This is a genomic window from Rufibacter sp. JT3400010 (genome assembly GCF_054956755.1).
Genome location: NZ_JBUDXA010000020.1, coordinates 43,329 through 66,563, shown reverse-complemented (window position 1 = coordinate 66,563; position 23,235 = coordinate 43,329). Strand labels below are relative to the sequence as shown.

Below are 23,235 nucleotides of genomic sequence, written 5' to 3'. Positions count from 1 at the left end.
GCTTATTGAAATTCTGCTATTTTTGAAAAGTCAATATTCTATTAACACTTATTGTTATCAGGGTACTAAGGAGTCAAGATACTTTATATCAAAGGACATCTCAGTTGCTATAGGCTTCCCCTGAAAATAGGCCGGCCTCCACTTTTTTGATGTTTTGACAATTTGCTTCACTATTTCACCATCAAAACCTGTGGTTATGCCTTTTATAACTTTCACATTCTCTACTTTGCCACTTTCTGTCACAACAAATGTGGCAAGAAAGTAATTGGCCTTTTTGATATTGTATCCAGAAACGTTTTTGGTAATTAAATCATGGAAGTCATTTTCACCTGTATAGCGTGGAGTTATGATATTTGTAGCTTTGAACAGGGGCTTTCCATTGAAATCTCCCAATGGTACAAGATGATGTTCTTGATTACCAAGGTAATCCTCCAACAAGAATTTTACTCTCCTGAAACCTGCTAAAGCAATTATCAAGGAAGTATCGCTTACTTCTTCAATTTTATATGTATCAAAGCCTATGGTGATATTATCTTCCTTAATTGACCAAGGTTGCCGGTGATTATTCCATGCTGGATAAAAGCTGATATTTACGACAGATTCCCCGAAATCATATCTCGTATAAAGTGTATCAGGTTCAACAGGTCTACTGGATAAATTCTCAACCGAATGCCTAATCCATGATCTTTGAACCATCTTCCTATTTTGACTATAGGTGACAAAACCAAGTAACATCAAAAGCAGGAACAGCAGCAATCTTCTCATAAGCATTTAGACCAACTACAGCGCATAATAATTAAGAATTCTGGTTGGTAGCATTTTGTACTCTGTAAGACATCTTTTTGTATATTTCTAAAAGCAACTGGTAACCAGAACAAAAACGAATATAGGAGATAATAAGCAGAAAGGTTAAAAGTTATATTCCAATCTTATGAAGTTTCATACATGCTAACCATAAACCCGAGGTATCTCTTCTACAGCAGCATCCTTTTAATTGTGGAGGTATTGATCGCATTGTATGTGCGGGACAGCTTCATTAGGCCCTACGGCGGAGACTATCTGGTAGTCATTCTTCTCTATTGCTGTATAAAAACTTTATCAAATACCTCTCGCTGGAAAATTGCCTGCGGGGTGCTGCTGTTTTCCTTTTCGTTAGAGGTGGCGCAATACTTTCATTTAGTGGATAGACTGGGGCTTTCTGGCAGTACGCTCGCCAAAACAGTCATCGGCTATGGGTTTGAGTGGTGGGACTTGGTGGCCTACACCTTGGGAGTCGCTACAGCGGTAGTGCTGGACAGACCCAAAGGATAGCTTTGCTTTACATACCAATCACTATCTGTTCCTCCAATCCGTTATACTAGTACTCACTGCGCTCAACTATTACTGAAAGCACTGTACCCCACCCACTCTTTTATTGTGCGGGGTACAGTGCTGAACTCCAACCTAGAGAGGATATGACCGAGCAACATGCAACAGGTGGCCGAACTACTCCGGTCTTCGAAACAGACTTTGTATTAATTACCCTTGATTTACCCCATTCGCTGTTGCTGTTAGAATGGAAAAGGCTGCTCTCTCTTAGCGAACGCAAACTGGGCTTCGGTAAAGCACTGGAACTGACCAGAGGTCACCAACTGAAACATTGGCTAGTGAATGACCTGCAACTTCCTATTATCTCCACGGAGGAAAAGGAATGGATATTGTCGGAGTTCCAGGAAGAAGCCTCCAGAACTAGCATCAAAAAACTGGCAGTGGTAACCCCAGACTTTCTTCCTTCATTGATCGGCAACACCGAGTTCACCGCCAAAGGTCAAGAGGGCTATAAGGCGAAGGGAACCATTTGGCACGAGGTCTTTCCAGACCAGGAAAGCGCCTTAGGCTGGCTGCTCTCAGAAGATGAATGGGAACTATAGCGCATAAAGGCGTCATTGGTCACACAGGTTCAATTGCATCCAAGTCCATGAAGTGTTTCCTGATATGGATGCCCCTGCGGCAGTTGACACTTCATTTACCAAGTCCGTTTACCTTTCAGCCCCGCCAAATACCTTTCGTAGGTCTTCCGTGATGATAATGAAGCCGCGCAGCCAGAACAGCAGGACCAGAAAGAGGAAGATACCTACTTTCAACCAGTCCTGGGTGAAGCACATGTGATAAAGTGCGTAGAGCCAGGAAACCCTGTAAAGGCCCTCATTGGCCTGAAAGGCTATCATCCAGTAGACCAGCCCCTGTTCATTCATAGCGTCTCCGCCGGATTTTTCCTGACTTGATTTGAGTTCGGCTCGGTAAGAAACCCAACTACCCAGGAACAGGCTCAATGCAATTTGCACAACATTACTGGGCTTGGGACCTTCCTTTAAGCCTTTATTGGTTATTGATAGCCCGAAGGGTAGCATGGCCGCAATCTGCACCATGTTGTCCACTCCGTGCACAATCACCCCGGTCAGGTAAACCAGAGGGACAAGCAGCAACAAGGCAGTTGATACCTCCTTAGAGGCTTCGGCCACACCACAGAGGAACTTGGAGACATCGGTAAACCCAAGGAAATTCTCGGAACCCCCCATAGGGGTAGATGCCAGGCACGCCAGGAAATAGAAGCCTACCAAAAAGTATGAGAAGATGTCCCGTAATGTAATCTTTGATTCCATTCTCGGATATAAATTAGTGAAGGCACACTCCCTGGAAACACAAACAGACAACCAGCAACCTCCCAAGCTAATTGCCGGCGTTGATACGTTTACTTTCTCTGATTTACTAAAGATAGTGCTTTGCTTGAATATTACAAGCGCCACTCTATCAAATCATTGTGGCTACTGCATCCATCATTTATGGGAAATGTGATATCTCCATACCCCCGCTTCTGCCGTAAAATAAGGCTATTTACTTCCCATCATGTTGGTTGCAACCGGTTTATCATTATTTTTGTGGGGATGAATCGCAGCACAGCCATCCTTTACTCGGTTAAGGCCCTCTTCAAAATAGTGGCCTTGCTGTCTGTGGCCGTTTGCTGCATGTTTTTATCACCTGCCCTTAAATCGGTTCTCACCCACAAAACCGAACCGGCGACTGTCCTTAAGCAAAATCACGAGAAACCCGAGTACCTGTGGCAGGCATGTGAACCTATTGGTGCTTCCAACGGTGTCTTGCACGAGGCATATATTCCTTTGCTCCCGTTGGTATTCGCCTTTCTGGCTTTTTTCTTTTTCGACTCCCTCCAACTTAGAAAGGCTGCGTATTCCTGTGCACCCCCTAAGCTTTTTGACTTTTACCGAATCCTCCCCAACGCTCCATAGTACCCTGTCCTGAGGTTTTTTAGTGTTTCCTCTCTGGTCTATTGAGTCCAGGGCAGCCTTCTATGGGCCTACTTTCCTAAAAAGAGGCAGGAAACGCTTTAACCCTGCCTTTCCATTTCTCACTTAGTTCTTCCTCCGAGTTCTTTCCTGCTTAGGAGCAGAACCCATTGCGTACGGGCAACACCTTATTCAACTTTAAATTAAGTGTGGCGTGGGCACGCTCGTGCGCCTGCGCCGCTCACAACGTAAACTGACATGTCATTCCAAACAATACTGTTACAAATTCCGGCCACGGAGCCGGTTTCTGCGGGGCTTTCTCTGTTTGATTTATTACTTAAAGGGGGTTTAGTGATGGTTCCTATCCTGCTGCTTTCCCTGGCCTCCCTCTACTTTTTCGTGGAGCGGGTGCTCTACATCAGGTCCGCTGGCAAACATGATCCGGTTTTCCTGCGGACCATTGCCTACAAAGTTCAGCAAGGTTCCATCAAAGAGGCCTCTTCCCTGTGCAAGGTCACGCCGTCACCGGTGGCGCGCCTCCTGGAGAAGGGTCTGAGCCGGATAGGTTCCCCCACCCGGGACATTGAGAGTGCCATTGAGAACGCCGCCCACGTGGAGGTATACAACCTGGAGCGGAACATGGGTTACCTCTCGGCCATTGCGGCCATCGCCCCCATGATGGGGTTCCTGGGCACCGTGACGGGCATGATCAAGGCCTTTTACCACATTTCACTGGCAGATAATATCAGCATCGGGATTATTGCAGGGGGCATCTATGAGAAGATGATCACCTCTGCCACCGGGTTGGTGGTAGGAATGCTGGCCTTCGTGTTCCACACACTGTTGCATGCTCAGATTGAGAAAACGGTAAATAAACTGGAGGTGGTTTCCATCCAATTCATGGATCTGCTCTTTAAAGTGCCAAGCTATGAACTTCAGGAAAACTAAGCGGCAGTCGGCCGTGGTGGAGGCGGGGTCCCTTTCAGATATTCTGTTCTTCCTGATGCTGTTCTTTCTGATCATCTCCACACTGGCGAGCCCTACGGCCATCAAGCTGCTCCTTCCTCAGGCGAAGAACACCCAAAGCATCCCGAAACGGATCCTCAACGTCTCGGTGAATGCCGAGCTGCACTACTTCATTGAGAAAGAACCGGTTTCCTTTTCAGGTTTGGAGAATTACCTGGCCCGTTTTTCCACCACTGAGGTTAAGCCCTCGGTGGTGCTGCGAGTAGACCGGACCATTCAGGTAAATGAACTGGTAAAGGTGGTGGACATCATCAACAGAAACAAACTGCCCATGGTCATCGCCACGGCCAAATCAAACTGATACTACCTGGCCAAGCCAGGGTAACGAATACGGCAGCTGCGGTTCCCACCAACCCTGGCTGCCTTAGTACAATCTTTAAATCTTAAATCAACACAAGTATGGATTTAGCGACATTACTCATCGGGGGACGGTAGTCCTCCTGTGCATCATTCTCTTTGCCCTTATGGTTGCCAATAATAAGAAAAGGGAGAAAGGACTACGCGGCAAACTCTTCGGCTTGGCCGAAAAGAATTATTGCAGAATTACCCGGCACGACCTCTGGGATAATTCCCTCATAGGAATAGACGACGAAAGCAACCAGCTTTTCTTCATCGGGAAAATGAACGGAACCGACACCTCTCTACAGATGAACTTGGCTGAGGTACAGCAAAGCCGGGTTGTGGATACGAGCAGAACCATCAGCAGTAAGGAGGGTGACTACAAGAAGACTGACCAGGTTGAGGTGGTGCTCACTTACTTGGATGAAAGCAAGAAAGAAGCTGCGCTTGAATTCTACAATGCCACCTACGGCAGTATGACCCTAATGGGAGAGCTACGCTTAGCGGAGAAATGGTCCGAGATCATAAGAGGGGCTATTTCATCTGAGGTTAGATAAGAGGAATGTGGGAATATGACGCATTGGGACATTATCCCAATGCGTCTACACCGTAGGTCCTATCCTATCATGAGATCAAGTATTCCCTCACCTACTGACGACTTGGCTTTGGTTCACCGGATAGGACAACTAAGAAGGGGGAAGAAGGAGAAGTCTTTTCTTGATTCACGCATACTTCTACACACTCTAAAACAAAAAAGCCTTGTAACTAAATAAGTTACAAGGCTATTCATTTGTTACGTGCGCGCGGGGAGATTCGAACTCCCACACCCGTAGGGCACCACCCCCTCAAGATGGCGTGTCTACCAATTTCACCACGTGCGCAAAGCACAAACAAGGCATTTCCCCGTTTGGTGGTACAAATGTATTGTATCCTTTTTTTTCCTGCAAGCCCCTTACAAAAGATTTTGAGTAGATGTTCATGCTGAAGCTGGGTTTCATGCTGTATCAACCCACTTAGGGCGTAAACCTCTTCCCTTTCTTTTTACACTTCTCACTTCTGCATCGCATTATATTACTAAGCTTGATAATAAAGAAACTTATCTATTCTAGCGAAAAAGAATAGGTCTTTTCATAAGCATGAAATTACTTTAAACTGCAATCCTATATCTAGTATCATTTCGACTCATTCTACACAACTGACTTAACTTGACACCAAACTAAAAATATCTCAACGCTTACAATTATTACCATAACATTCATTTACATAAACACACATTTATGATTGTATAAAATGCTTATACATCACACCAAAGCACGTTCTACACTAGCAACTTTTACAACCAACACTAAACTTTATGACAGCAATTAATTAAGCGCCTCAATAAGAGTAAAATTACATTTCACAACATCATATAATTATATATCATTTCAAATTATAAACAGCAATTATCTACAACATCATTTTTTATAAAATTTATATATTTAAACAAAAAACAATATCATACTTAATTAAATATAGCAAATAACTTAATTATTCATCAATACAAAAACAGCAATATAAAACTTACATATTATGTTCGCATATATACCTAACACATAGCTTAACCAATACTATTATATATAGATACATAAGCAGCATCATTTACAGCGACTTTTAAGCATAAAGTATAGAACTTTAAAAAAATTACAACAGCAAAATTCACAATACTAACATTAAGTGATTAAACTTTAAACACATTTATTTATCTAACACAAAAAGTCAACCATCCAGTCACATTATAAATAAATACATTTACTATAAAATCTTATCAACATATTTAACTTCCCTCATGAATCCAATCTATTACAAACTCATCACCAGCATATAACATCTATAATACATTCCCGTATAAGCATTACTCAGTGTTTAAATTTGTCTCTTAAACAATCAAGCTAGTTTGTTCTCCTCTAAGTCCACTTGGTTGTTTGGCAATATTGTCACTCTTCAGAGTAAACTTCAGGACCAGACTTTCTACATCAATTTAACTTATAGGTAATACATTATATTATAATGTCTATCAGTAATATATCAAACGCAGTTGACAAAATTACTTTAAATCTCATGAATACTATCACAAAGAGATATATTACCATTGATGCTTATGAGAGAGCCAAAAGCTAGAATCTTGCTAATATTTTTATCAATCATAATATGTAGTAAAACAATTTTAAATCATTAAATCAAAATTAAATTTTAAATAAGTAATCAACCACTTGACAAAACTCAGCAAATTAGAATCACAAACTCCTTCAGCACCTCATATTCATACACAAATATGCACCACCTCGCTTTCAATAGGATCAACCTAAAACGCTAAACATTATCAAACAACTTAAGTATCTACATATCAATGGACAGACGAAGAAAGAACTGGATTGAATCATTTGCAAGGGTAGGATACGTAGCAAAGGGGTTGGTCTATATATTGGTAGGTGCGTTGACAGCTATGGCTGCTTTGGGAATTGGAGGCAAAAAAGCATCAAACTCAGATGCACTCTCCCAGGTAAGCCATTTTCCGGGTGGCGGGTTCTTGTTAGCGGTACTGGGCGTTGGTTTAGTGGGGTATTCTGTCTGGAGGCTTACCCAGGCTTTTTATGACACAGAACACAAAGGAACCAATGCCAAAGGAATAGGAAAAAGAATCGCCTACGCTTTCATTGGGTTATTGTATGGTTCCTTAGCGTTTCTGGCATTTAAAATATTAGCCGGTAGCGGGAATAACTCAGGTGACGGTTCCAGGGAAAAAGACTTGGTCGCTAATCTATTAGACAAACCATTTGGGAAGTATTTAGCCATTATCATAGGGCTAATTACCATTGGAAACGGAGTGTACCAACTGTACAAAGGGATTACGGCCTCGTTTATGAAACACGTAATAGGATTACCTAGAGATCGGTTTAATTTCTTAAAAAGAGCGGGACAAGCAGGTTACTCTGCTAGGGGAATAGTCTTCGGAATTATAGGTTTTTTATTTGCCAGAGCGGCCTGGTTGCAGCAACCGCAGCAAGCCGGAGGCACCAAAAGCGCCTTCTCCTTTTTACAAACTTCACCCTTCGGGAATTTGCTATTAGTGGTGGTGGCAGTCGGGTTAATTGGCTACGGCATTTTCATGTTCGTGCAAGCCAAGTACAGCGACATTTCCATAGATTAAAGTTCGGGAGGAAAAATCCATCAAACCAGAGCCAATGATTTTTACCCAGGAAGATGGTCTGAGAACACGAATGTTGGTTTTGACCTTGTTTCCGTAAAAGGCTGTTAAAACATTGTTTCTGGTGGACAGTGGCCGTTTTTGTATTTCTTCTGCCAGATACTTGCTAACTTCCGGCCATGCAAACAATCCCTTATTACATTGTAGATGTGTTCGCCGATGCTCCTTACAAGGGAAACCAACTGGCGGTATTTCTACAGGCCCAGCAGTTGTCTACACAGCAAATGCAGCAGATAGCGCAGGAAATCGGCTTCGCCGAATCTTCGTTTATTTTAGCAGATACCCCGCAAGATCAGGCCTTTCCTACCAGAATCTTCACGGTAGAATATGAGGTGCCTTTCGCCGGACACCCCACCTTGGGAACCGCCTTTGTGATCCAACAATTCCTGTTGCAGGAACCGGTACCCGAACTGAGCCTACAGGTGAAAGTTGGGCAGATTCCCGTGTCGTTTACTTACCTACACAACCGGCCCCATTTTCTGATGATGCGGCAAATCAACCCTTCCTTCGGCAATCCGCTTCCGAAACAAAGCATGGCTGATCTAATAGGAGTTGCCCTGGACACGCTTCATCCTTCGTTTCCGGTGCAGGAGGTTTCTACGGGATTGCCGTTTCTGATAGTTCCATTGCAGAAATTAGCCGATATGCAGCGCCTACAAGTGCAGCCCGAAAAGCTTCTGGCCTTTCTTCAGCAACACGGCCTCTACAAAGAACAACGCCCCGATGGTCTTTCCGTAGCCCTTTACTTCTTCTGCCCAGAAACCTATTCGCCAGACCACCAACTGAACGCCCGCATGTTGGCTTTAGAGAATGGGCAAGTCATTGAAGATGCCGCTACTGGAAGCGCCAATGGCTGTTTATTGGGTTATTTACTTAAACACCGCTATTTCCCAGAAGAGAACCTGGAGCTGTTAGTGGAACAGGGCTATGAAATAAACCGAAACGCCACCATCAAACTGCAAGGCCGGGTAACCGTTGAGGGGCAATATGAGATAAATGTTGGTGGCCAGGTGCAACTCATCGCAAAAGGAGAATGGTATGTCCCTTCTTAATCTAGACTTCACCTTGAAAAGATTTACGCAACTTCTAGCCTTCCTGCTTTTACTCCCCTCCTTTCAGGTGTGTTTTGCCCAAACCAGGCCTAAAACAGATTCGGTGTTCGTCTTAAAACCTAGCCAGGTATTTGACGGGCGCGACCTGCACAAAGACTGGGTAGTGGTGGTGCAGGGCGAACGCATTCTGGCCGCCGGGCCCACCGCATCCGTTTCTTTACCGCCGTACGCCCGCCACCTTGAGTTGCCGGGACAAACCCTGTTGCCTGGCCTGATTGAGGGTCACTCCCACTTGCTGCTGCACCCGTACAACGAGACCTCTTGGAACGATCAGGTTTTGAAAGAGGCCGATGCCCTGCGGGTAGCCCGCGCTACCGTTCACGCCCGCAACACCTTGCTGGCAGGGTTCACCACGGTGCGGGATTTGGGTTCTGAAGGCGCAGAGTACGCAGATGTAGGGCTGAAACAAGCCATTGACCAAGGCATCATCCCCGGTCCGCGCATGCTGGTGGCCGGAAAAGCGATGATTGCTACCGGGAGCTATGGTCCCAAAGGCTTTGATCCGGCGTTTGAGGTTCCGCAGGGCGCTGAGGCTGCCGATGGCGTGGACAACATTGCGCGGGTGGTGCGGGACCAGATTGGCAAAGGAGCCGATGTGGTAAAAGTCTACGCAGATTACCGGTGGGGACCCAACGGCGAAGCCATGCCCACCTTCACCCTAGCCGAACTGAAACTGATTGTAGAGATAGCCGCCAGCAGCGGCCGTCCTGTGGTGGCCCATGCCAGCACGCCTGAAGGCATGCGCCGTGCGGCGGAGGCTGGCGTAGAAACCATTGAACACGGAGACGGTGCTACCGCCGAGGTTTTTAAGCTAATGGCCCGCAAAGACATTGCCCTCTGCCCTACCCTGGCCGCCGGTGATGCCATTCTGCAATACAACGGCTGGCGCAAAGGCCAGGACCCTGAGCCCGCCAGAATCGCCCAGAAACGGGCCAACTTCAAAGCCGCCCTCGCTGCCAAAGTGCCTTTGGTGGTGGGCGGCGACGTAGGCGTTTTTCCGCACGGGGAAAATGCCCGCGAGATGGAACTGCTGGTAGAATACGGCATGCCTGCCTTGGATGTGCTTCGTGCTACCACCTCCGGCAACGCCAAGCGCTTCCATGTAGACAATCGCGTGGGCACCCTTAAAGCAGGTCTGCTAGCCGATGTTATCTCTGTGATGGGAGATCCTACCAAAGACATTTCAGCCGTGCGTAAGGTGCAGTTGGTCATGAAAGGTGGCCAGATCTACCGGCAGCCGTAGCATTCCTGTCCTTGCCACAAACGATTCGTCCGCTTCGGGCCTGCTTTTCAGAAATCAGGCCCGAAGCGGACGAATCGTTTACAGAACTTCGTTCCTACTGATTCGCGACAAAACTAAGATGGGTTCCTTTAGGGCTTACCGCTAATCTGGTGATGTTCTTGATACTTTGCTGGCTGAAATCAGCAATCTCTTTCCAGCGGCGATCTGCGCCCGGTCGGTAGACGTAGAGTTTGGCTCCTTGCGCCATGAGTAACCGTCCGTCTGGCAACCAGGCAAAATCCTGACTACCCGGCAAAGCCTGTATGAGTACCTGGCGTTCTCCGGTTTGCAGGTTTATCTGCCTGATCTCCGCCAGGGAATCGGAGATAGGTACTAGGTAAGAAATGGCAGGTTTATGAGGTACTTTTTGTAAACTTCGCCCGATGGACTCCTCCAACTTTACCGTTTTCTTAGTACCAGGAACCGCCAGATGCAAGCTCATAGGTGGTTGCTCGGGAAAAGCGGCCACTAACAAGGTATCTCGGTTATACCACACATGGTACCCTATCAGTTGGGGCATTTCCAGCAGCAAAGCGGGCGGATTGGTTCCGGACTTCAACGGGAATTGCCAGAGATGTTGCTCCTTGCCCCGCACCACTGAAAAACTCTTTCCATCTGGAGTCACCAAAGGCGAATATTCTGCTTCTGGCGTACTGGTGAGTTGTTGGGTTTTCTTCCCTGCCAGAACATACTGGAAGATATCCGTTTGCTGCCCGTCGCGCTGGGAGGTGAACAGAATCGACTTTCCGTCTGGGGTAAAACTAGGCTGATTGTCATAGCCGGGCCGTTGGGTGATATTGATGGGCACCCCAACCCGTACTTCTTCCTGCTGCTGCTTCAGTGTGACCAAAAATATCTCCGTATCCGGAATTCCCTGCGCGGCCACGCTCATCCCCCACATGCCCACCAGCCAAGTACAAAAGACCCATTTAGGCAGAAGACTCATTCCGAAGAAACTAATTCTATTACTTAACATATTAATTAAAATAATCACACTTTAAACAGCCATATGCATCTGATATTCTCCCGCAGGTTGCTCAGGCTTTCTTCGCTAAAAGCAAGAAACACCTGAAAGCAAGGCATTCTAGCATTTTAGGTTGGTATAAACAAAAAGCGCCTTCCATAATTGGAGGCGCTTTTTGTTTATAGATTGGTTTTCAGAAAAAAGCCAGAAAAGGATTATACTTCCTCGGCTTTCAATTCTTTTAATTCCTTCATGGGTCTGAGGAAGAAATCATTGAGGGGTTTTACCGCTTTCATGGCCGCCAGGCATTCGTCGTAAAGACGTTCGCTGGTGACTACTTCATCAGGGAGCATGTAGGTGGTGTTCCAGCTTTTGTGCCGAAGCAGGTCAATGGCGGGGTTTTCGCTGTCGTAGCCTTTGGGCGTGGTTTTCAGTTTTTCGCCGCCAATGCCAGCGTAGTACTTTTTGAACGAAGAATCATTGAGAATGCCTTTCAGCTCCTCATAATTGTAATCAATCTCCTGCCGAATGGCCTTCAATTCCGGCGCGGGTGGCATCCAGACACCGGCCGCCAGAAAGGAACCATCGTTCGGACTGATGTGCAGGTAAAATCCGGGATAGATTGTTTTTCGGCCCCCTTCAGCCATGTAGGCGCAGATGTGGTCTTTGTAGGGACGTTTGTCGTTGGAGAAACGCACATCGCGGTAAATGCGGTATAGGAGGTCTTTGGGCTCCTGCCCTTCCAATGCTGGCTCAAACGCGGAGGCTCCTTGTAGCAAGGTTTTAAGAAAAGAGATGAAATCCAGACGGGCGGCTTCATAGCGGCTGCGGTTCTGCTCAAACCAATCGCGCTGGTTGTTCACGCGCAAGTCCCGGATAAACTCTAGGGTAGACGGATCTAAGTATTTTTTCATGAGGTCTCGTGAGATGGGCAAATTGCCATGAGTGGAGAACAAGTGCGCTGCAAAGTAAGTTCTTCGCGGCCTTCTCTGCCATGGCTAATGCTAGCAGAGCTTGTTCTTGTTTACAAGCCGTTTTATTGAAACCAATATGTAAATGGACCTAGAGGAAATGGGGATTAGCTATTGGGAGATGCTCAAAGGTTCTGGTTTTCGGCGAGTCTGGAGACTCGCTTCATCCTGAGGCACGAGTCTGGAGACTCGCGCCAGTTTTTAGACCTGTGAGGTTTTCCGTTTTCTACCTGTTTTCTTAAAACCTTCTACTTGCTGCTTTCTCCCATGACGTACATCTCCTCTAGAGTAGGGTTCACACTTCCTCCAGCAGGCTCCAGGGTGACGGCAAAGGCTTGGGCTTCTTCAATAGACTTCATTCGGTGCAGGGTAGTGTCTGAGGATTTCACCACGCCGGCATCAATGGGTTTGCCTTGCGCCAATGCCCAGAGTTGGTATTGTTTCCCAGATGGGGCTGCCGGTAAGTGGCCGGGGTCAAAGTACACTTCTTTGGTTTCCTGGTTCCAGAAGACGGTGGCTTGCGCCTCGGGGTGTTGGGGTACTCCTTTCAGTTGCACCGCCAGCGTTTGCGGGTTGCGCAGCACACCCAAGAGGTTCTCAGATTGCAGACTTCGGTTCTCCAGCTGGTGCACCTGCAAGGCATACTGCCGGGTAGTCTGTTGGGCGGTGAGCAGTTCATCACGGGTATCACGCAGGCGGCTGTATAAATAGACATTGGCCGCGGCACTGATCAGCAACAGAATGACGGCCGCCATCTGCCACCAACGGCTGGTCTCATTATTAAAACTGTGAACAGCAGCAGCAGAATCAAAGGGCAAAACGCTTGCGGCAGAGGAAGGGCTGTTTTCTGCGGTTCCAGAAATGGATTGAATATGACGCAATATTTGATCTTCTAATTCAGGGCGCGGTGCCTTGGCGTGGGTGAGCGCGTAGGCTTCCATGGTTTGAAGACACTCTTCCAGAGCAGTGTGCACAGCGGGGTGTTGCGCGGCCATGCGCTCCACTTCCTCGCTTTCTGCGGGCGTGAGGCCACCGGCTGCGTACAGCTCCAGTACGCCTGAATCTATGTACTCCTGTGTATTCAACGCTATTTGATTAATTTACTCAAGAACTTAATGGCCATGCGGGCCCGGGTTTTCACGGTTCCCAGCGGAATATTCAACTCTTCGGCCACCTCACTTTGGGTGAATCCGTTAAAGTACATCAAATCTATGATAACTTTTTGATCTGGATTCAAATGCGTTGTCATTTCCTGTAATCCAATGTGGTCTGGCTTGATGCCGTCTGCACTCACCATATGAGTCGTGACGGTGTTTTCCATGGGTTGCGTTTTTGAACCTACGCGATATTGCTTGGAGCGGATTTTATCAATGGCTAGATTTCGGGAAATGTTCAGCATCCAGGTAAAGAGCCGCCCTTTCTGCTCGTCATAGGTAGAAAATGCAGACCAGATCTTCACAAAGCTTTCCTGCAGCACGTCCTCGGCCACTTCTTCCTGCTTCACAATACGCAGGATTACTCCGTACAGCGCCGCCGAGTAGTTTCGGTATAGAAGAGTGATAGCCCGTTGGTCCTGCGCCCGTAATTGCGCAACCAGCTCCTCTTCAGAAGTAATATTCAATGTGGAGTCCAAAAAATAAAATCTTTAGGCCAAAAGGCAGTGATGACTGAAGCTGGGGAGGCGAAAGTTCTCTCCATTACGTAACTCTTTTAACACGGTTAGGTAGAATATGTTTTGAAGAGATGCAGCAACGGCGAAAGCCAAGCTCGTGTTTTTACGGACAACATGCCTGTAAGTTATTCGCCAAAGGCTTCTAAAAAGTACTTACCAAAAAATACTCACGTTTATGCCTATCCAATCCCTAAATCCATACACCAATACCGTAGAGAAAACCTTTGAACCCGCCACGCCGCAGGAGATAGAAGAAACGCTGCAACGCGCAGATGCGGCTTTCCAGACTTGGCGCACCACTTCATTTTTACAGCGGTCTACGTTGATGCAACGCGCCGGCGATGAACTGGCCGGCAACACCGATTATTACGCTCGCATCATCTCCCTGGAAATGGGCAAACCCCTGGCGCAGGCACGCGGCGAAGTAAATAAATGCGCCATGGTCTGCCACTACTACGCCCAACACGCCGAGGAATTCTTGCAGGAAGAAGACATCAGAACCAGCGCCGTCCGCAGTTTTATCTCGTATGAACCGCTGGGCACGGTGCTGGCCGTTATGCCTTGGAATTTCCCATTCTGGCAAGTGTTCCGGTTTGCGGCCCCAGCCTTGATGGCGGGCAACGTGGGCTTACTCAAACACGCCTCCAACGTACCGCAGTGCGCCCTGGCCATTCAGGAAGTGTTTGACAAAGTGGGTTTCCCCAAAGGCTGTTTCCAGTCATTGCTCATTGGTTCTAAGGAAGTGGAGCAGTTGATCAAAGACGAGCGCGTGAAAGCAGTGACCTTAACTGGCAGCGAAGGAGCCGGAGCCAAAGTTGCCTCAGTTGCCGGAAACGAGATTAAAAAGACTGTGCTGGAACTGGGGGGCTCCGATGCCTTTGTGGTCTTGGCTGACGCCGATGTGGAAGCCGTGGCCAAGAAAGCTGCAAGTGCCCGCCTGATCAATACCGGCCAAAGCTGCATTGCCGCTAAACGTTTTATCTTGGAAAAACCTATAGCCGAAGCGTTTTTAGTTGAGTTTTCCAAAAACATGCAGAGAAAGCGCACGGGTAATCCGCTGGAGGACGAAGACATTGACTACGGCCCACTGGCCCGCGTAGACCTGGCCCAGGAACTCACCGATCAAGTAGAACGATCCGTTGCCGCCGGTGCCAAACTCTACCTTAAAGGCGGCCAACCAGACCCAGACAAAGCCCTCTTTCACCCAGCCATTTTAACTGACATTGAGCGCGGCAACCCGGCGTATGAGGAAGAATTCTTCGGCCCAGTGGCCTTGGTTTTCATTGCCGAAGACGCCGAAGACGCCATCAGAATTGCCAATGATTCGCCTTTCGGCTTGGGCGGCTCCATCTGGACGAATGATATTAAACGCGGGCAAGAACTGGCCAAACAAGTAGAAGCCGGAGCCGTGTTTGTCAATTCCATTGTAGCCTCTGACCCGGCCTTGCCGTTTGGCGGCGTAAAGAAATCGGGGTACGGACGAGAACTATCGTATTTGGGTATTCGGGAATTTGTGAACCAGAAAACCATTTGGGTAGGTGAACCGGAGGAATAGTCGCGAAGGCATCGTTTTGCGTCTGCCCACATCTGAATAATTGATACCTTTGGAACGCCGGCAATTTTGCCGCTGCTACTGCTATTCCTCAATGTGAAACCTGTGCCTATGAAAGCTGTTGGAATCATTCCCGCCCGATTCGCCTCTACCCGTTACCCCGGTAAACCTTTGGTCATGCTGGAAGGGAAATCCATGATTCAGCGGGTGTATGAGCAAGCCCAGAAAGCAGCGTTACAGGAAGTGGTAGTGGCTACGGACGATGACCGCATCAGGCAACATGTCCTGGATTTCGGGGGGAAAGTGCTCCTGACGGCCCCCCATCACCAAAGCGGCACCGACCGCTGCTACGAGGCCTACACCCAGCTTGAAGAAACCTATGACGTGGTCATCAACATTCAGGGCGATGAGCCTTTTATCCAGCCGGAGCAGATCAACAAGGTGTTGGGTTGCTTCGCGCAGCCAGATGCCCAGATTGCGACCCTCATCAAACCAGTTTCTTCTACAGAGGAGCTTTTCAACCCGAACAGCCCCAAAGTAGTAATTGGCGCACAGCACCAAGCCCTTTATTTCAGCCGTCATCCCATTCCCTATCTCCGCGGAACCGAGCAAAATGACTGGCTTACCCAACACCCCTACTACAAACACATTGGTATTTACGGCTACCGCAGCCAGGTGCTGGCTCAGCTTACTCAGCTACAACCTTCCAGCCTTGAAAAAGCCGAATCTTTGGAGCAGTTACGCTGGCTGGAGCATGGTTTCAAGATTATGACTGCCGTTACAGAGTTGGAAACCATTGGCATTGATACGCCAGAAGATGTAGAGAAGGCATTGCAGTATTTGCAAGCTTCTACAAGGGGTTAAAGGTGGAGGCTGATGCCTTGGCTTGGCTGCTTTCAGCGTGGGTAGAAGTAGGTGCATGCCTTATGCTGTTCCCTTAGCTTTTCTGTCTTTTGCGTGGGTGCAGGGTCTGTATTGTTTCATCGTTGGCGGTAAGCGCTCACGGCCGCGAGGCCCCGCCTTCCGCCCTCGCGCTGTGATTTCTCCTCACCTGCTTCGCTCTCGCTCACAGGTCGTCGAACTCTAGGCGCTCAAGCGAAAGGCTGGAAAAGGGGAAAGTAGACTCCCCCTTTGAAGGTAGGGCCGTTAAGTTCTAAAAATTGATATGGTTCAAGTTTTCAACTTGGACCTAAAATGAGCTGAAGTTTGCAAATCAGTGAGGCGTTAGCCTCAAACTCTGCAAGAAAGGCAATGGACTTTACCGCAGTTTAAGCCTCCAATGTAGAACTTAACGGCCCTACCCTTTGAAGGGGGCGAAGGGGGAATGCTTACACAAGTAGATCACACGCATTTCTTTCTTCAGAGGTTATTCCCAAAAAATATGGTTCAAGTCTGTGACTTGGACCTAGCATGGTCTGCAGTTTGCAACTGCAGTGAGGCGAAAGCCTCATAAACGTTTGCTGATCTCTAATCACGCGGGGTTACTTCCATAACGTTCTTCAAATGAAGTTGTAAACTACTCACGCAAGTCACAGACTTCCATCATAACAAGTCCAAGTTGAAAACTTGAACTATAAACTTGAATCAAAGCAACTACTGCTTTCTTCAAAAAACTCAACCCTTGAAACATACCTGATATGTCTACTACAAAATATGCTACTGAATTATAAGGCGAACCTTTCAGAAGCTCAGCTCTCTCCCATTCACCCTATGAACATCAACCACCAGACTTCTTGGCTTTGTAACCGAGGTCTAGGAGAAGTTGCAGTACTTTGTCTCTGAAATCGCCTTGGATGGTGATTTCGCCGTCTTTGGCGCTGCCGCCTACGCCGCATTTAGTCTTTAGGGTTTTGCCTAATGTCTGCAAATCGCTGTCCTGGCCGATGAAGCCGGTGATCAAGGTCACTTGCTTGCCGCCACGGCTCTTTTTGTCCAGTTGCACCCGCAGGTTCTGTTGTTGCGGCGGAAGCGTTTGGGTTTCTCCTTCCTGCTGGTATTCGTACTCAAAATCAGGGTTGGTGGAGAAGACGATTCCTTGGCGGTTGTTCTTGTTTTTGCTCATGATTCTATGCTTTTGCTTACAGAGAAGCGACTACTTCTAACGACTTCGGAAACAGTTGCACTTCAAATTCGGTGGCTTGGCCTATAAACTCACCGTCGGCGTGGAAATACTGCGGGGCTTCACTTTGTACGTGAACGGTAGCACAAGTATGAAATTCAGCCAGACTGGAATGCGCCAGTTGTTTGGTGAGTAAACCATACCCTAGTTGAATGGCCTCGGCAATGCCCACGTGCCGGATAAGGCAAATATCCATCAAACCATCCTGAATATCTGCCATGGGCGCGATGTACGCGTTGTTGCCGTATTGCGAGGCATTCGCGAAAGCCACCACAAAAAAGTCTGACGTTAGTTCCCGGCCATTGATGCGCACGGTTGCTACCTCAGAGGTAAACGTTCTGAATTCCCGAACCACCAATTGCACATAACTGCTCAGTCCGCGTTTGGTGCTTTGGGCGAAAACCGAACTCACCAGTCCGTCAAACCCGATACCGGCCGTGCAGAAAAACGGGTGCCCGTTGATGGCGCAGGAATCAATATGATGGAAAACAGGCTGATTCAGGAGAGCCAGCGCCTGGGGCAAGGCCAGCGGAATTCTTAAATGACGGGCCAAGCCGTTTCCGGACCCTTTTGGCAAAATACCCAACGCCGAGGAAGTACCTTTCAGCCCCCGGGCTACTTCGTTCACAGTTCCGTCTCCACCAACGGCCACCACCAGACGCGCTCCGTTGGCCGCCGCTTGTTGCGCCAGTTCTGTGGCATGACCCGGCCGTTCGGTGTACATGATTTCAGGAATCCAGCGGGAAGTATCCAAGTGCGCTGCTATCAAATCTGGCACCGATACATTGCTCCGCACCCCGGACTTCGGGTTGAGAATAAAACAAGCTTTCTCCGGGGTGGTGGTCTGTTCCATCTGCTGCAAGATTTCTTTAAACTCAGGTCGGGCTTTCGGCCTATTTTCCTTAAAGCAGACCGAAAAGAGATTTTCGACAGCCCTCCGTTCTAAGTTGTTTTAAGGCTGTTTTGGTAAAAATACACAAAAAAAGTGGTGCCGCCCGAAAGCAGCACCACTCCTTATTATACGTCACTTCTTAGTTAGGCACCAAGGCGCTCGATTAAGTCAGCGGCACGGTTTGAGTAACCAAACTCATTGTCATACCAGCCTACTACTTTCACCAACGTACCGTTGGCAGAAGTCATTTTGGCATCGAAAATACAAGAGTGCGGGTTGCCTACAATGTCAATAGAAACGATAGGGTCTTCTGTGTACTCCAGAATACCTTTCATTTCGTTTTCGGCAGCTTTTTTCATGGCCTCGTTGATTTCCTGCTTCGTTACTTCTCTCTTCAGGATAACGGTTAGGTCAGTCAAAGAACCATCTGGAATTGGCACGCGCATGGCCACTCCGTCAAGTTTTCCGTTCAGGTGCGGTAACACTAAACCAACCGCTTTAGCGGCACCAGTTGAGGTTGGGATGATAGAAACCGCCGCGGCACGGGCTCTACGCAAATCTGCGTGCGGCGCATCTTGCAGGTTTTGGTCAGCGGTGTACGCGTGAATGGTAGTGATATAGCCTTTGTCAATCCCGAAAGCCTCGTCCAACACCTTCGCCATTGGCGCCAGGCAGTTGGTGGTACAGGAAGCATTGGAAACGATGGTTTCTTCGCCGGTTAAGATTTCTTCGTTCACCCCTAATACTACGGTTGGGATGTTGCCTTTGGCAGGCGCAGAAATCACCACTTTTTTGGCACCAGCCTCTAAGTGTCCGCCAGCACCTTTCTCATCTACGAAACGACCCGTAGACTCCAATACTACGTCTACGTCCAGTTTACCCCAAGGCAAGTTCTTAGGCTCACGCTCGGCGTATACCTCAATGCGTTGTCCGTTTACCGTGATGCTGTTTTCATCAGCAGCTACCGTTCCGTTGAAACGGCCGTGTACTGAATCATATTTTAAAAGATGGGCAAGGGTTGCATTATCTGTAAGGTCGTTGATAGCTACCACTTCCACGTTTCCACGTTCTACCAGGGTCTTAAAGGTAAGACGGCCGATGCGGCCAAAGCCATTAATGGCTACTCTTATTTTCTTAGACATTTTAAGTAAGGTTTTGTTCTTATTAAGCTGCGGCAAGTTACATGTTCCCACAGGCAAAACAAACTAAAAAAATTTCGGGCTCATTTAGAGCTATTTAGCGGTTTAACGTAATTTATTTGACAAGGGTGCTTTGCAGAATAAAAAAAGGCCCTCTATATTTGCATCATCAAAACCGAAAGATGGTCCGTTCGTCTAGGGGTTAGGACACCAGATTTTCATTCTGGTAACAGGGGTTCGATTCCCCTACGGACTACTCGAAAGCCTCTCAGTTCATTCTGAGGGGCTTTTTTTATTAACCTTCGGACACTATTCGGACACTAATAGCGCAAGGGACCGCACAAGGACACCAGATTTCCTGCACCACTAGGCAATCTGGCTAGGAAAAGGAAGGATGGACCAAGTGCAATTACCGGGGTCCTTACCCCCTCTATGCCCCACCGGGTCTGTCCAAGTAACCCGATTACGGTGCACGGCACAGGGCTTTTAATTTCTCCAGGCTACAAAGGTTTAAAGTGGTTACCAAGTGCTTGCCCTGGAAAGACCGGGATAGGCTGATCCATAGAGTGCCACACGCCTATATCCATCCAACCCCAAAAAATGGATTGTCTGTTTAGGTCTGGTCCGGTAAGAAAGGAAGTAAAAACAACGGGATCCGACTTGGCTGGATTATTGGTGTTTTTGCCCGGCATTTTTGGTATAAATTCATCAACATAAACGCATAGTAAAAAGTAATATGACTGGGAAATAAACATTATCACATAAATCGAACAGGAGTATTATGGAGACTATGCCATTCGTAGTTCAGCAGTTGGAATCACTGGTAGGAGCTAATGAAGAAGTAAAAAAAGCCTTAGAAGAATCTATCCAAAAAGCGGAGGTAAAGGACGTTAAAACGCTGGAGCAGTTTTACGAGTTCGCATCAAACCTGCTAAGGCAAGTTCCCACTCAGCGGGAGACGAGCCAGGCTACCGAAGAGTTCTTCCTTTTGCTGAACCGTTCACCGGATAACTTTTTAAGGGAGGACCCGGCCTTCAACAGATGGGTCAATGATTATACGAACGAATGGGGCAATTTCCTGGACACCACCGAATCTGCCCAGAGCCTCGATACTTTTATCACCGATCCGAAGTACAATATCGGCGACTACGACAAAGGACCCAGCGGATGGCTTACCTTCAATCAGTTCTTCGCCCGTAAACTGAAACCCGGCAAGCGGCCGGTTGCCGAGCCCTGCAACGGCAAGGTAATCGTCTCCACCACCGACAGCGTCTACCAGGGCTATTGGCCGATTGACGAGAACTCTACAATCACGGCCAAGGGAACCACTTACCCGATCTCCGAACTACTCAGCGGAAGTAAATACGCCGACAAGTTCAAGGACGGCATTTTCACCCACAGCTACTTGAACATCAATGACTATCATCGCTTCCATACCCCTGTGGCGGGGGTGATAAAGGAAGTGCGGAATATCCCGGGCCAGCTGATGCTGGATGTCGTGAAAAGCGAGGACGGTACTTTCGGGGCTGAGGACGGGGTTGGTTTTCAGCTTACCCAAACCCGCGGAATGATTATAATTGAATCTGCCGTGGGATACGTAGCGGTACTGGCGGTGGGTATGGGGCACGTTTCCTCCGTGAATATCACCGTGGAGGAAGGTACCCGCCTGGTGAAAGGCGAAGAGTTCGGATATTTCAGTTTCGGGGGTTCGGACATGATAATGCTTTTCGAACCGAACAGGGTTGAACTCACCGCCGAGGAGGGGGTACACTATAAAATGGGGGAAGCCATAGGGCGGGCTATCTGAAATTACTGGCTGCACGCTTAGAAGACAGCCCAGTTTTGCATAGCACCTTACCAAATGCAAGGCATTACAGGCGATTATCAACTTCCCTGAATATGGCAGAAATTGGAAGCCGGTAACCGTATCTGAATCCAATAACCCAGGAATGGAGCGGCTTCCTTAAATATAACAAAACCCTCTGACGGCCTGGTATAAACGGAAGCCACGCCCCAGGGAGAGCTTCCTTCCTGGGGCGTGGCTTTGCGGCCTTTGTACACGACCCTCGCTGATATAAGATGCCTGGCGTTTCTTGGGGATTCAAACTAACCATGGGTTTCCCCTTTGCTCCGCAAACATTTCGGCAGGGAATTTGTTAGGCTTGTGCGTCACCCTTCCCCTCAGCCCGTTAAGGGCAGGTAAGGGGATATGGTTTAAACTTTGGAGGTTTTTTGGGGGAGTATTTCATAACCAGGCACGGCATAAGGTTGGAGAGGCTGTTCAACAGCTTCTTTGAGGCCTACATGTACGCCCTGAACTTATTTGGCAACGAGGACTTTCTGGTGCAGAAAGAAAGCTGGTAGAGCAATGGCTGCTTACATGCGCCCCAGGCTCCCGGGAACCCGTCCCCGGCTAGGTCTGGAAAGCTGTGGCATTCCCCGCTTTTATACGGTGAACGCCTGGACTTGTACGGTATCTTATGAATGGGTAGAACTTTGCGGCCCGTAACGGGGGTTGGTTGATTTGAATTTACTTCAATTAACCAACATCAAATATGGACCGTGCCTACAGCTTCAGTATGAAGTACAAATCCAAGAAGGAAAAAGAGGATACTACCAGGATAACCTTGGGCAGCTACAAACTCATGAAGGATGGCTTACCGAAGGGGAGCTTCCAGAGCTTCTACGATGCCTGCCAGGCCGGATTGGCCAAGTTCGGGAAAGAGGAGTTCCTGGTAATGAAAGTGGGCCCGTAGGGCTCCGTCCACCTAGTGTACAAACGCCACCGAAGGTCAGTCACGCAGCGGCGGATTCGCCATTGTTGATCTGTTTCTTGGGCAAGCGCCTAGGCGGGGCTTACTCCCCGCTCCGCCTAAATCCCAGCTTTATGATAGAATCCCCTTAGCCTATCTTATACCCACCCGTTCATTGCCGCCTCATTTCCCCCTCTGGCCTTCTTCGATGGCTAGTTAGCCAGGAACTGCAGCCTAGTTGGGCTTTACGTGGTTTACCCCCAGAAAAAGGGGTATTTTCCGTATAGGAGCAGGAAATCTGCCCTTTTAGCTTTGTATCTGAAAGAGGGGAAGACATGATCCTGTACAAAAACCGCCTGATACTGATGAATTACGAGCCCGCCTCGGACATCCTGTCTGTGGACTGGCCCACACTCGCCGGACATGATCTGCCTAAGCTGAAGCGGTCCCTTGATGCCCTGTTAGGGTACATAGAGGAATACCAAATCAGCAGGCTGCTCATAGACAGCACCAATGCCACCGTGAACCCAAAGCTGGACTTGGGGGCCTACGCCGCCTTGCTGGCCGGGTTCGCCGAAACGCTCCAGGGCACCAGCCTTGAAAAGGTGGCAAGGGTCCTGCACGCAGACAGTGCCAGGGAAGAGGAGACAAGGAAGGCCGTGGAGGGGGTAATCGCCGATGTCGGGCTGGGTGTCCAGCACCGGGGTTTCCCAACCAAGGCCGCGGCCACCGCGTGGCTTCTTTCCTAGGTATGGCACTAGCACCCCATGCCCCGGCTTCCAGTGGTTCCTGCCATCAAAGCGGGACTAGGGCATAAAAGTGCTTTACCGCAAAAAGCTCAAGTACCAGATTCATCAGTGATTTATTCCAAGGAACCCACTCA

The 23,235-nt window shown here is 48.2% G+C and carries 22 protein-coding genes and 2 tRNA genes; 14 read left to right on the top strand and 10 right to left on the bottom strand.

From position 1 onward, the window contains the following. Positions 1-57 precede the first annotated feature (57 nt). Positions 58-765 carry an energy transducer TonB gene (locus tag ACY0JR_RS16455; RefSeq protein ID WP_462635226.1) on the bottom strand — a complete coding sequence of 236 codons (708 nt, stop codon included), beginning with the start codon at positions 763-765 and terminating at the stop codon, positions 58-60. Positions 766-945: 180 nt separating this feature from the next. On the opposite strand from ACY0JR_RS16455, the gene ACY0JR_RS16450 reads away from it, so the two are divergent. Further along, positions 946-1,311 carry a ribosomal maturation YjgA family protein gene (locus tag ACY0JR_RS16450; RefSeq protein ID WP_462635225.1) on the top strand — a complete coding sequence of 122 codons (366 nt, stop codon included), beginning with the start codon at positions 946-948 and terminating at the stop codon, positions 1,309-1,311. A gap of 143 nt (positions 1,312-1,454) precedes the next feature. Next, positions 1,455-1,910, top strand: coding sequence for a hypothetical protein (locus tag ACY0JR_RS16445; RefSeq protein WP_462635224.1), 456 nt, complete (start codon positions 1,455-1,457; stop codon positions 1,908-1,910). 108 nt (positions 1,911-2,018) lie between these two features. On the opposite strand, the gene ACY0JR_RS16440 is transcribed toward ACY0JR_RS16445, so the two are convergent. Continuing rightward, positions 2,019-2,642, bottom strand: a complete 624-nt coding sequence (locus ACY0JR_RS16440; protein WP_462635223.1) for a hypothetical protein — start codon at positions 2,640-2,642, stop codon at positions 2,019-2,021. Between the two features lie 900 nt (positions 2,643-3,542). Here ACY0JR_RS16440 and ACY0JR_RS16435 point away from each other — a divergent pair. From ACY0JR_RS16435 to ACY0JR_RS16425, 3 genes are all read left to right on the top strand, one after another. Further along, the gene (locus tag ACY0JR_RS16435; protein WP_462635222.1) at positions 3,543-4,232 is read left to right on the top strand and encodes a MotA/TolQ/ExbB proton channel family protein; all 690 of its coding nucleotides are present in this window, start codon (positions 3,543-3,545) and stop codon (positions 4,230-4,232) included. After that, positions 4,213-4,611, top strand: coding sequence for an ExbD/TolR family protein (locus ACY0JR_RS16430; RefSeq protein ID WP_462635221.1), 399 nt, complete (start codon positions 4,213-4,215; stop codon positions 4,609-4,611). Before ACY0JR_RS16435 ends, ACY0JR_RS16430 begins: the two co-directional genes overlap by 20 nt. Before the next feature lie 163 nt (positions 4,612-4,774). Further along, complete coding sequence (locus ACY0JR_RS16425) at positions 4,775-5,206, top strand: hypothetical protein (RefSeq protein ID WP_462635220.1); 432 nt, start codon at positions 4,775-4,777, stop codon at positions 5,204-5,206. Positions 5,207-5,447: 241 nt separating this feature from the next. Here ACY0JR_RS16425 and ACY0JR_RS16420 read toward each other — a convergent pair. Then, positions 5,448-5,530 (bottom strand) — tRNA-Leu (locus ACY0JR_RS16420). A gap of 1,508 nt (positions 5,531-7,038) precedes the next feature. Here ACY0JR_RS16420 and ACY0JR_RS16415 point away from each other — a divergent pair. From ACY0JR_RS16415 to ACY0JR_RS16405, 3 genes are all read left to right on the top strand, one after another. After that, complete coding sequence (locus ACY0JR_RS16415; RefSeq protein WP_462635219.1) at positions 7,039-7,839, top strand: DUF1206 domain-containing protein; 801 nt, start codon at positions 7,039-7,041, stop codon at positions 7,837-7,839. A 176-nt stretch (positions 7,840-8,015) separates the two neighbouring features. Continuing rightward, on the top strand, positions 8,016-8,948 hold the full coding sequence (locus tag ACY0JR_RS16410) for a PhzF family phenazine biosynthesis protein (protein WP_462635218.1): 933 nt from the start codon (positions 8,016-8,018) through the stop codon (positions 8,946-8,948). After that, on the top strand, positions 8,935-10,251 hold the full coding sequence (locus ACY0JR_RS16405; protein WP_462635217.1) for a metal-dependent hydrolase family protein: 1,317 nt from the start codon (positions 8,935-8,937) through the stop codon (positions 10,249-10,251). The genes ACY0JR_RS16410 and ACY0JR_RS16405 overlap by 14 nt, the downstream gene beginning before the upstream one ends. A 94-nt stretch (positions 10,252-10,345) precedes the next feature. Here the strand turns inward: ACY0JR_RS16405 and ACY0JR_RS16400 are convergent, their stop codons facing one another. From ACY0JR_RS16400 to ACY0JR_RS16385, 4 genes are all read right to left on the bottom strand, one after another. Then, complete coding sequence (locus ACY0JR_RS16400; protein ID WP_462635216.1) at positions 10,346-11,236, bottom strand: TolB family protein; 891 nt, start codon at positions 11,234-11,236, stop codon at positions 10,346-10,348. Between the two features lie 233 nt (positions 11,237-11,469). After that, positions 11,470-12,168, bottom strand: coding sequence for a DUF2461 domain-containing protein (locus tag ACY0JR_RS16395; protein ID WP_462635215.1), 699 nt, complete (start codon positions 12,166-12,168; stop codon positions 11,470-11,472). Positions 12,169-12,473: 305 nt separating this feature from the next. After that, complete coding sequence (locus tag ACY0JR_RS16390) at positions 12,474-13,310, bottom strand: anti-sigma factor (RefSeq protein ID WP_462635214.1); 837 nt, start codon at positions 13,308-13,310, stop codon at positions 12,474-12,476. 2 nt (positions 13,311-13,312) lie between these two features. Next, positions 13,313-13,858, bottom strand: coding sequence for an RNA polymerase sigma factor (locus tag ACY0JR_RS16385; protein WP_462635213.1), 546 nt, complete (start codon positions 13,856-13,858; stop codon positions 13,313-13,315). A 214-nt stretch (positions 13,859-14,072) separates the two neighbouring features. Here ACY0JR_RS16385 and ACY0JR_RS16380 point away from each other — a divergent pair, with 214 nt between their 5' ends. Beyond that, positions 14,073-15,452: an NAD-dependent succinate-semialdehyde dehydrogenase gene (locus tag ACY0JR_RS16380; RefSeq protein ID WP_462635212.1), complete on the top strand. Its 1,380-nt coding sequence runs from the start codon at positions 14,073-14,075 to the stop codon at positions 15,450-15,452. A gap of 108 nt (positions 15,453-15,560) precedes the next feature. Next, entirely contained in the window at positions 15,561-16,313 is a 753-nt protein-coding gene (gene kdsB / locus ACY0JR_RS16375) for a 3-deoxy-manno-octulosonate cytidylyltransferase (protein WP_462635211.1), read from the top strand. Positions 16,314-17,166: 853 nt separating this feature from the next. Here kdsB and ACY0JR_RS16370 read toward each other — a convergent pair. The 3 genes from ACY0JR_RS16370 to gap form a co-directional block, all read right to left on the bottom strand. Then, positions 17,167-17,511 carry a translation initiation factor gene (locus ACY0JR_RS16370; protein WP_462635210.1) on the bottom strand — a complete coding sequence of 115 codons (345 nt, stop codon included), beginning with the start codon at positions 17,509-17,511 and terminating at the stop codon, positions 17,167-17,169. A gap of 16 nt (positions 17,512-17,527) precedes the next feature. Continuing rightward, positions 17,528-18,421, bottom strand: a complete 894-nt coding sequence (locus ACY0JR_RS16365) for a diacylglycerol/lipid kinase family protein (RefSeq protein WP_462635209.1) — start codon at positions 18,419-18,421, stop codon at positions 17,528-17,530. Positions 18,422-18,603: 182 nt separating this feature from the next. Beyond that, entirely contained in the window at positions 18,604-19,602 is a 999-nt protein-coding gene (gene gap / locus ACY0JR_RS16360) for a type I glyceraldehyde-3-phosphate dehydrogenase (RefSeq protein WP_462635208.1), read from the bottom strand. Positions 19,603-19,783: 181 nt separating this feature from the next. On the opposite strand from gap, the gene ACY0JR_RS16355 reads away from it, so the two are divergent. From ACY0JR_RS16355 to ACY0JR_RS16340, 4 genes are all read left to right on the top strand, one after another. Then, positions 19,784-19,855: transfer RNA gene (locus tag ACY0JR_RS16355), tRNA-Glu, on the top strand. Positions 19,856-20,389: 534 nt separating this feature from the next. Then, positions 20,390-21,406: a phosphatidylserine decarboxylase gene (locus tag ACY0JR_RS16350; RefSeq protein ID WP_462635207.1), complete on the top strand. Its 1,017-nt coding sequence runs from the start codon at positions 20,390-20,392 to the stop codon at positions 21,404-21,406. A gap of 772 nt (positions 21,407-22,178) precedes the next feature. Further along, entirely contained in the window at positions 22,179-22,355 is a 177-nt protein-coding gene (locus tag ACY0JR_RS16345) for a hypothetical protein (RefSeq protein WP_462635206.1), read from the top strand. Positions 22,356-22,687: 332 nt separating this feature from the next. Then, positions 22,688-23,101, top strand: coding sequence for a hypothetical protein (locus tag ACY0JR_RS16340; RefSeq protein WP_462635205.1), 414 nt, complete (start codon positions 22,688-22,690; stop codon positions 23,099-23,101). Positions 23,102-23,235 lie beyond the last annotated feature (134 nt).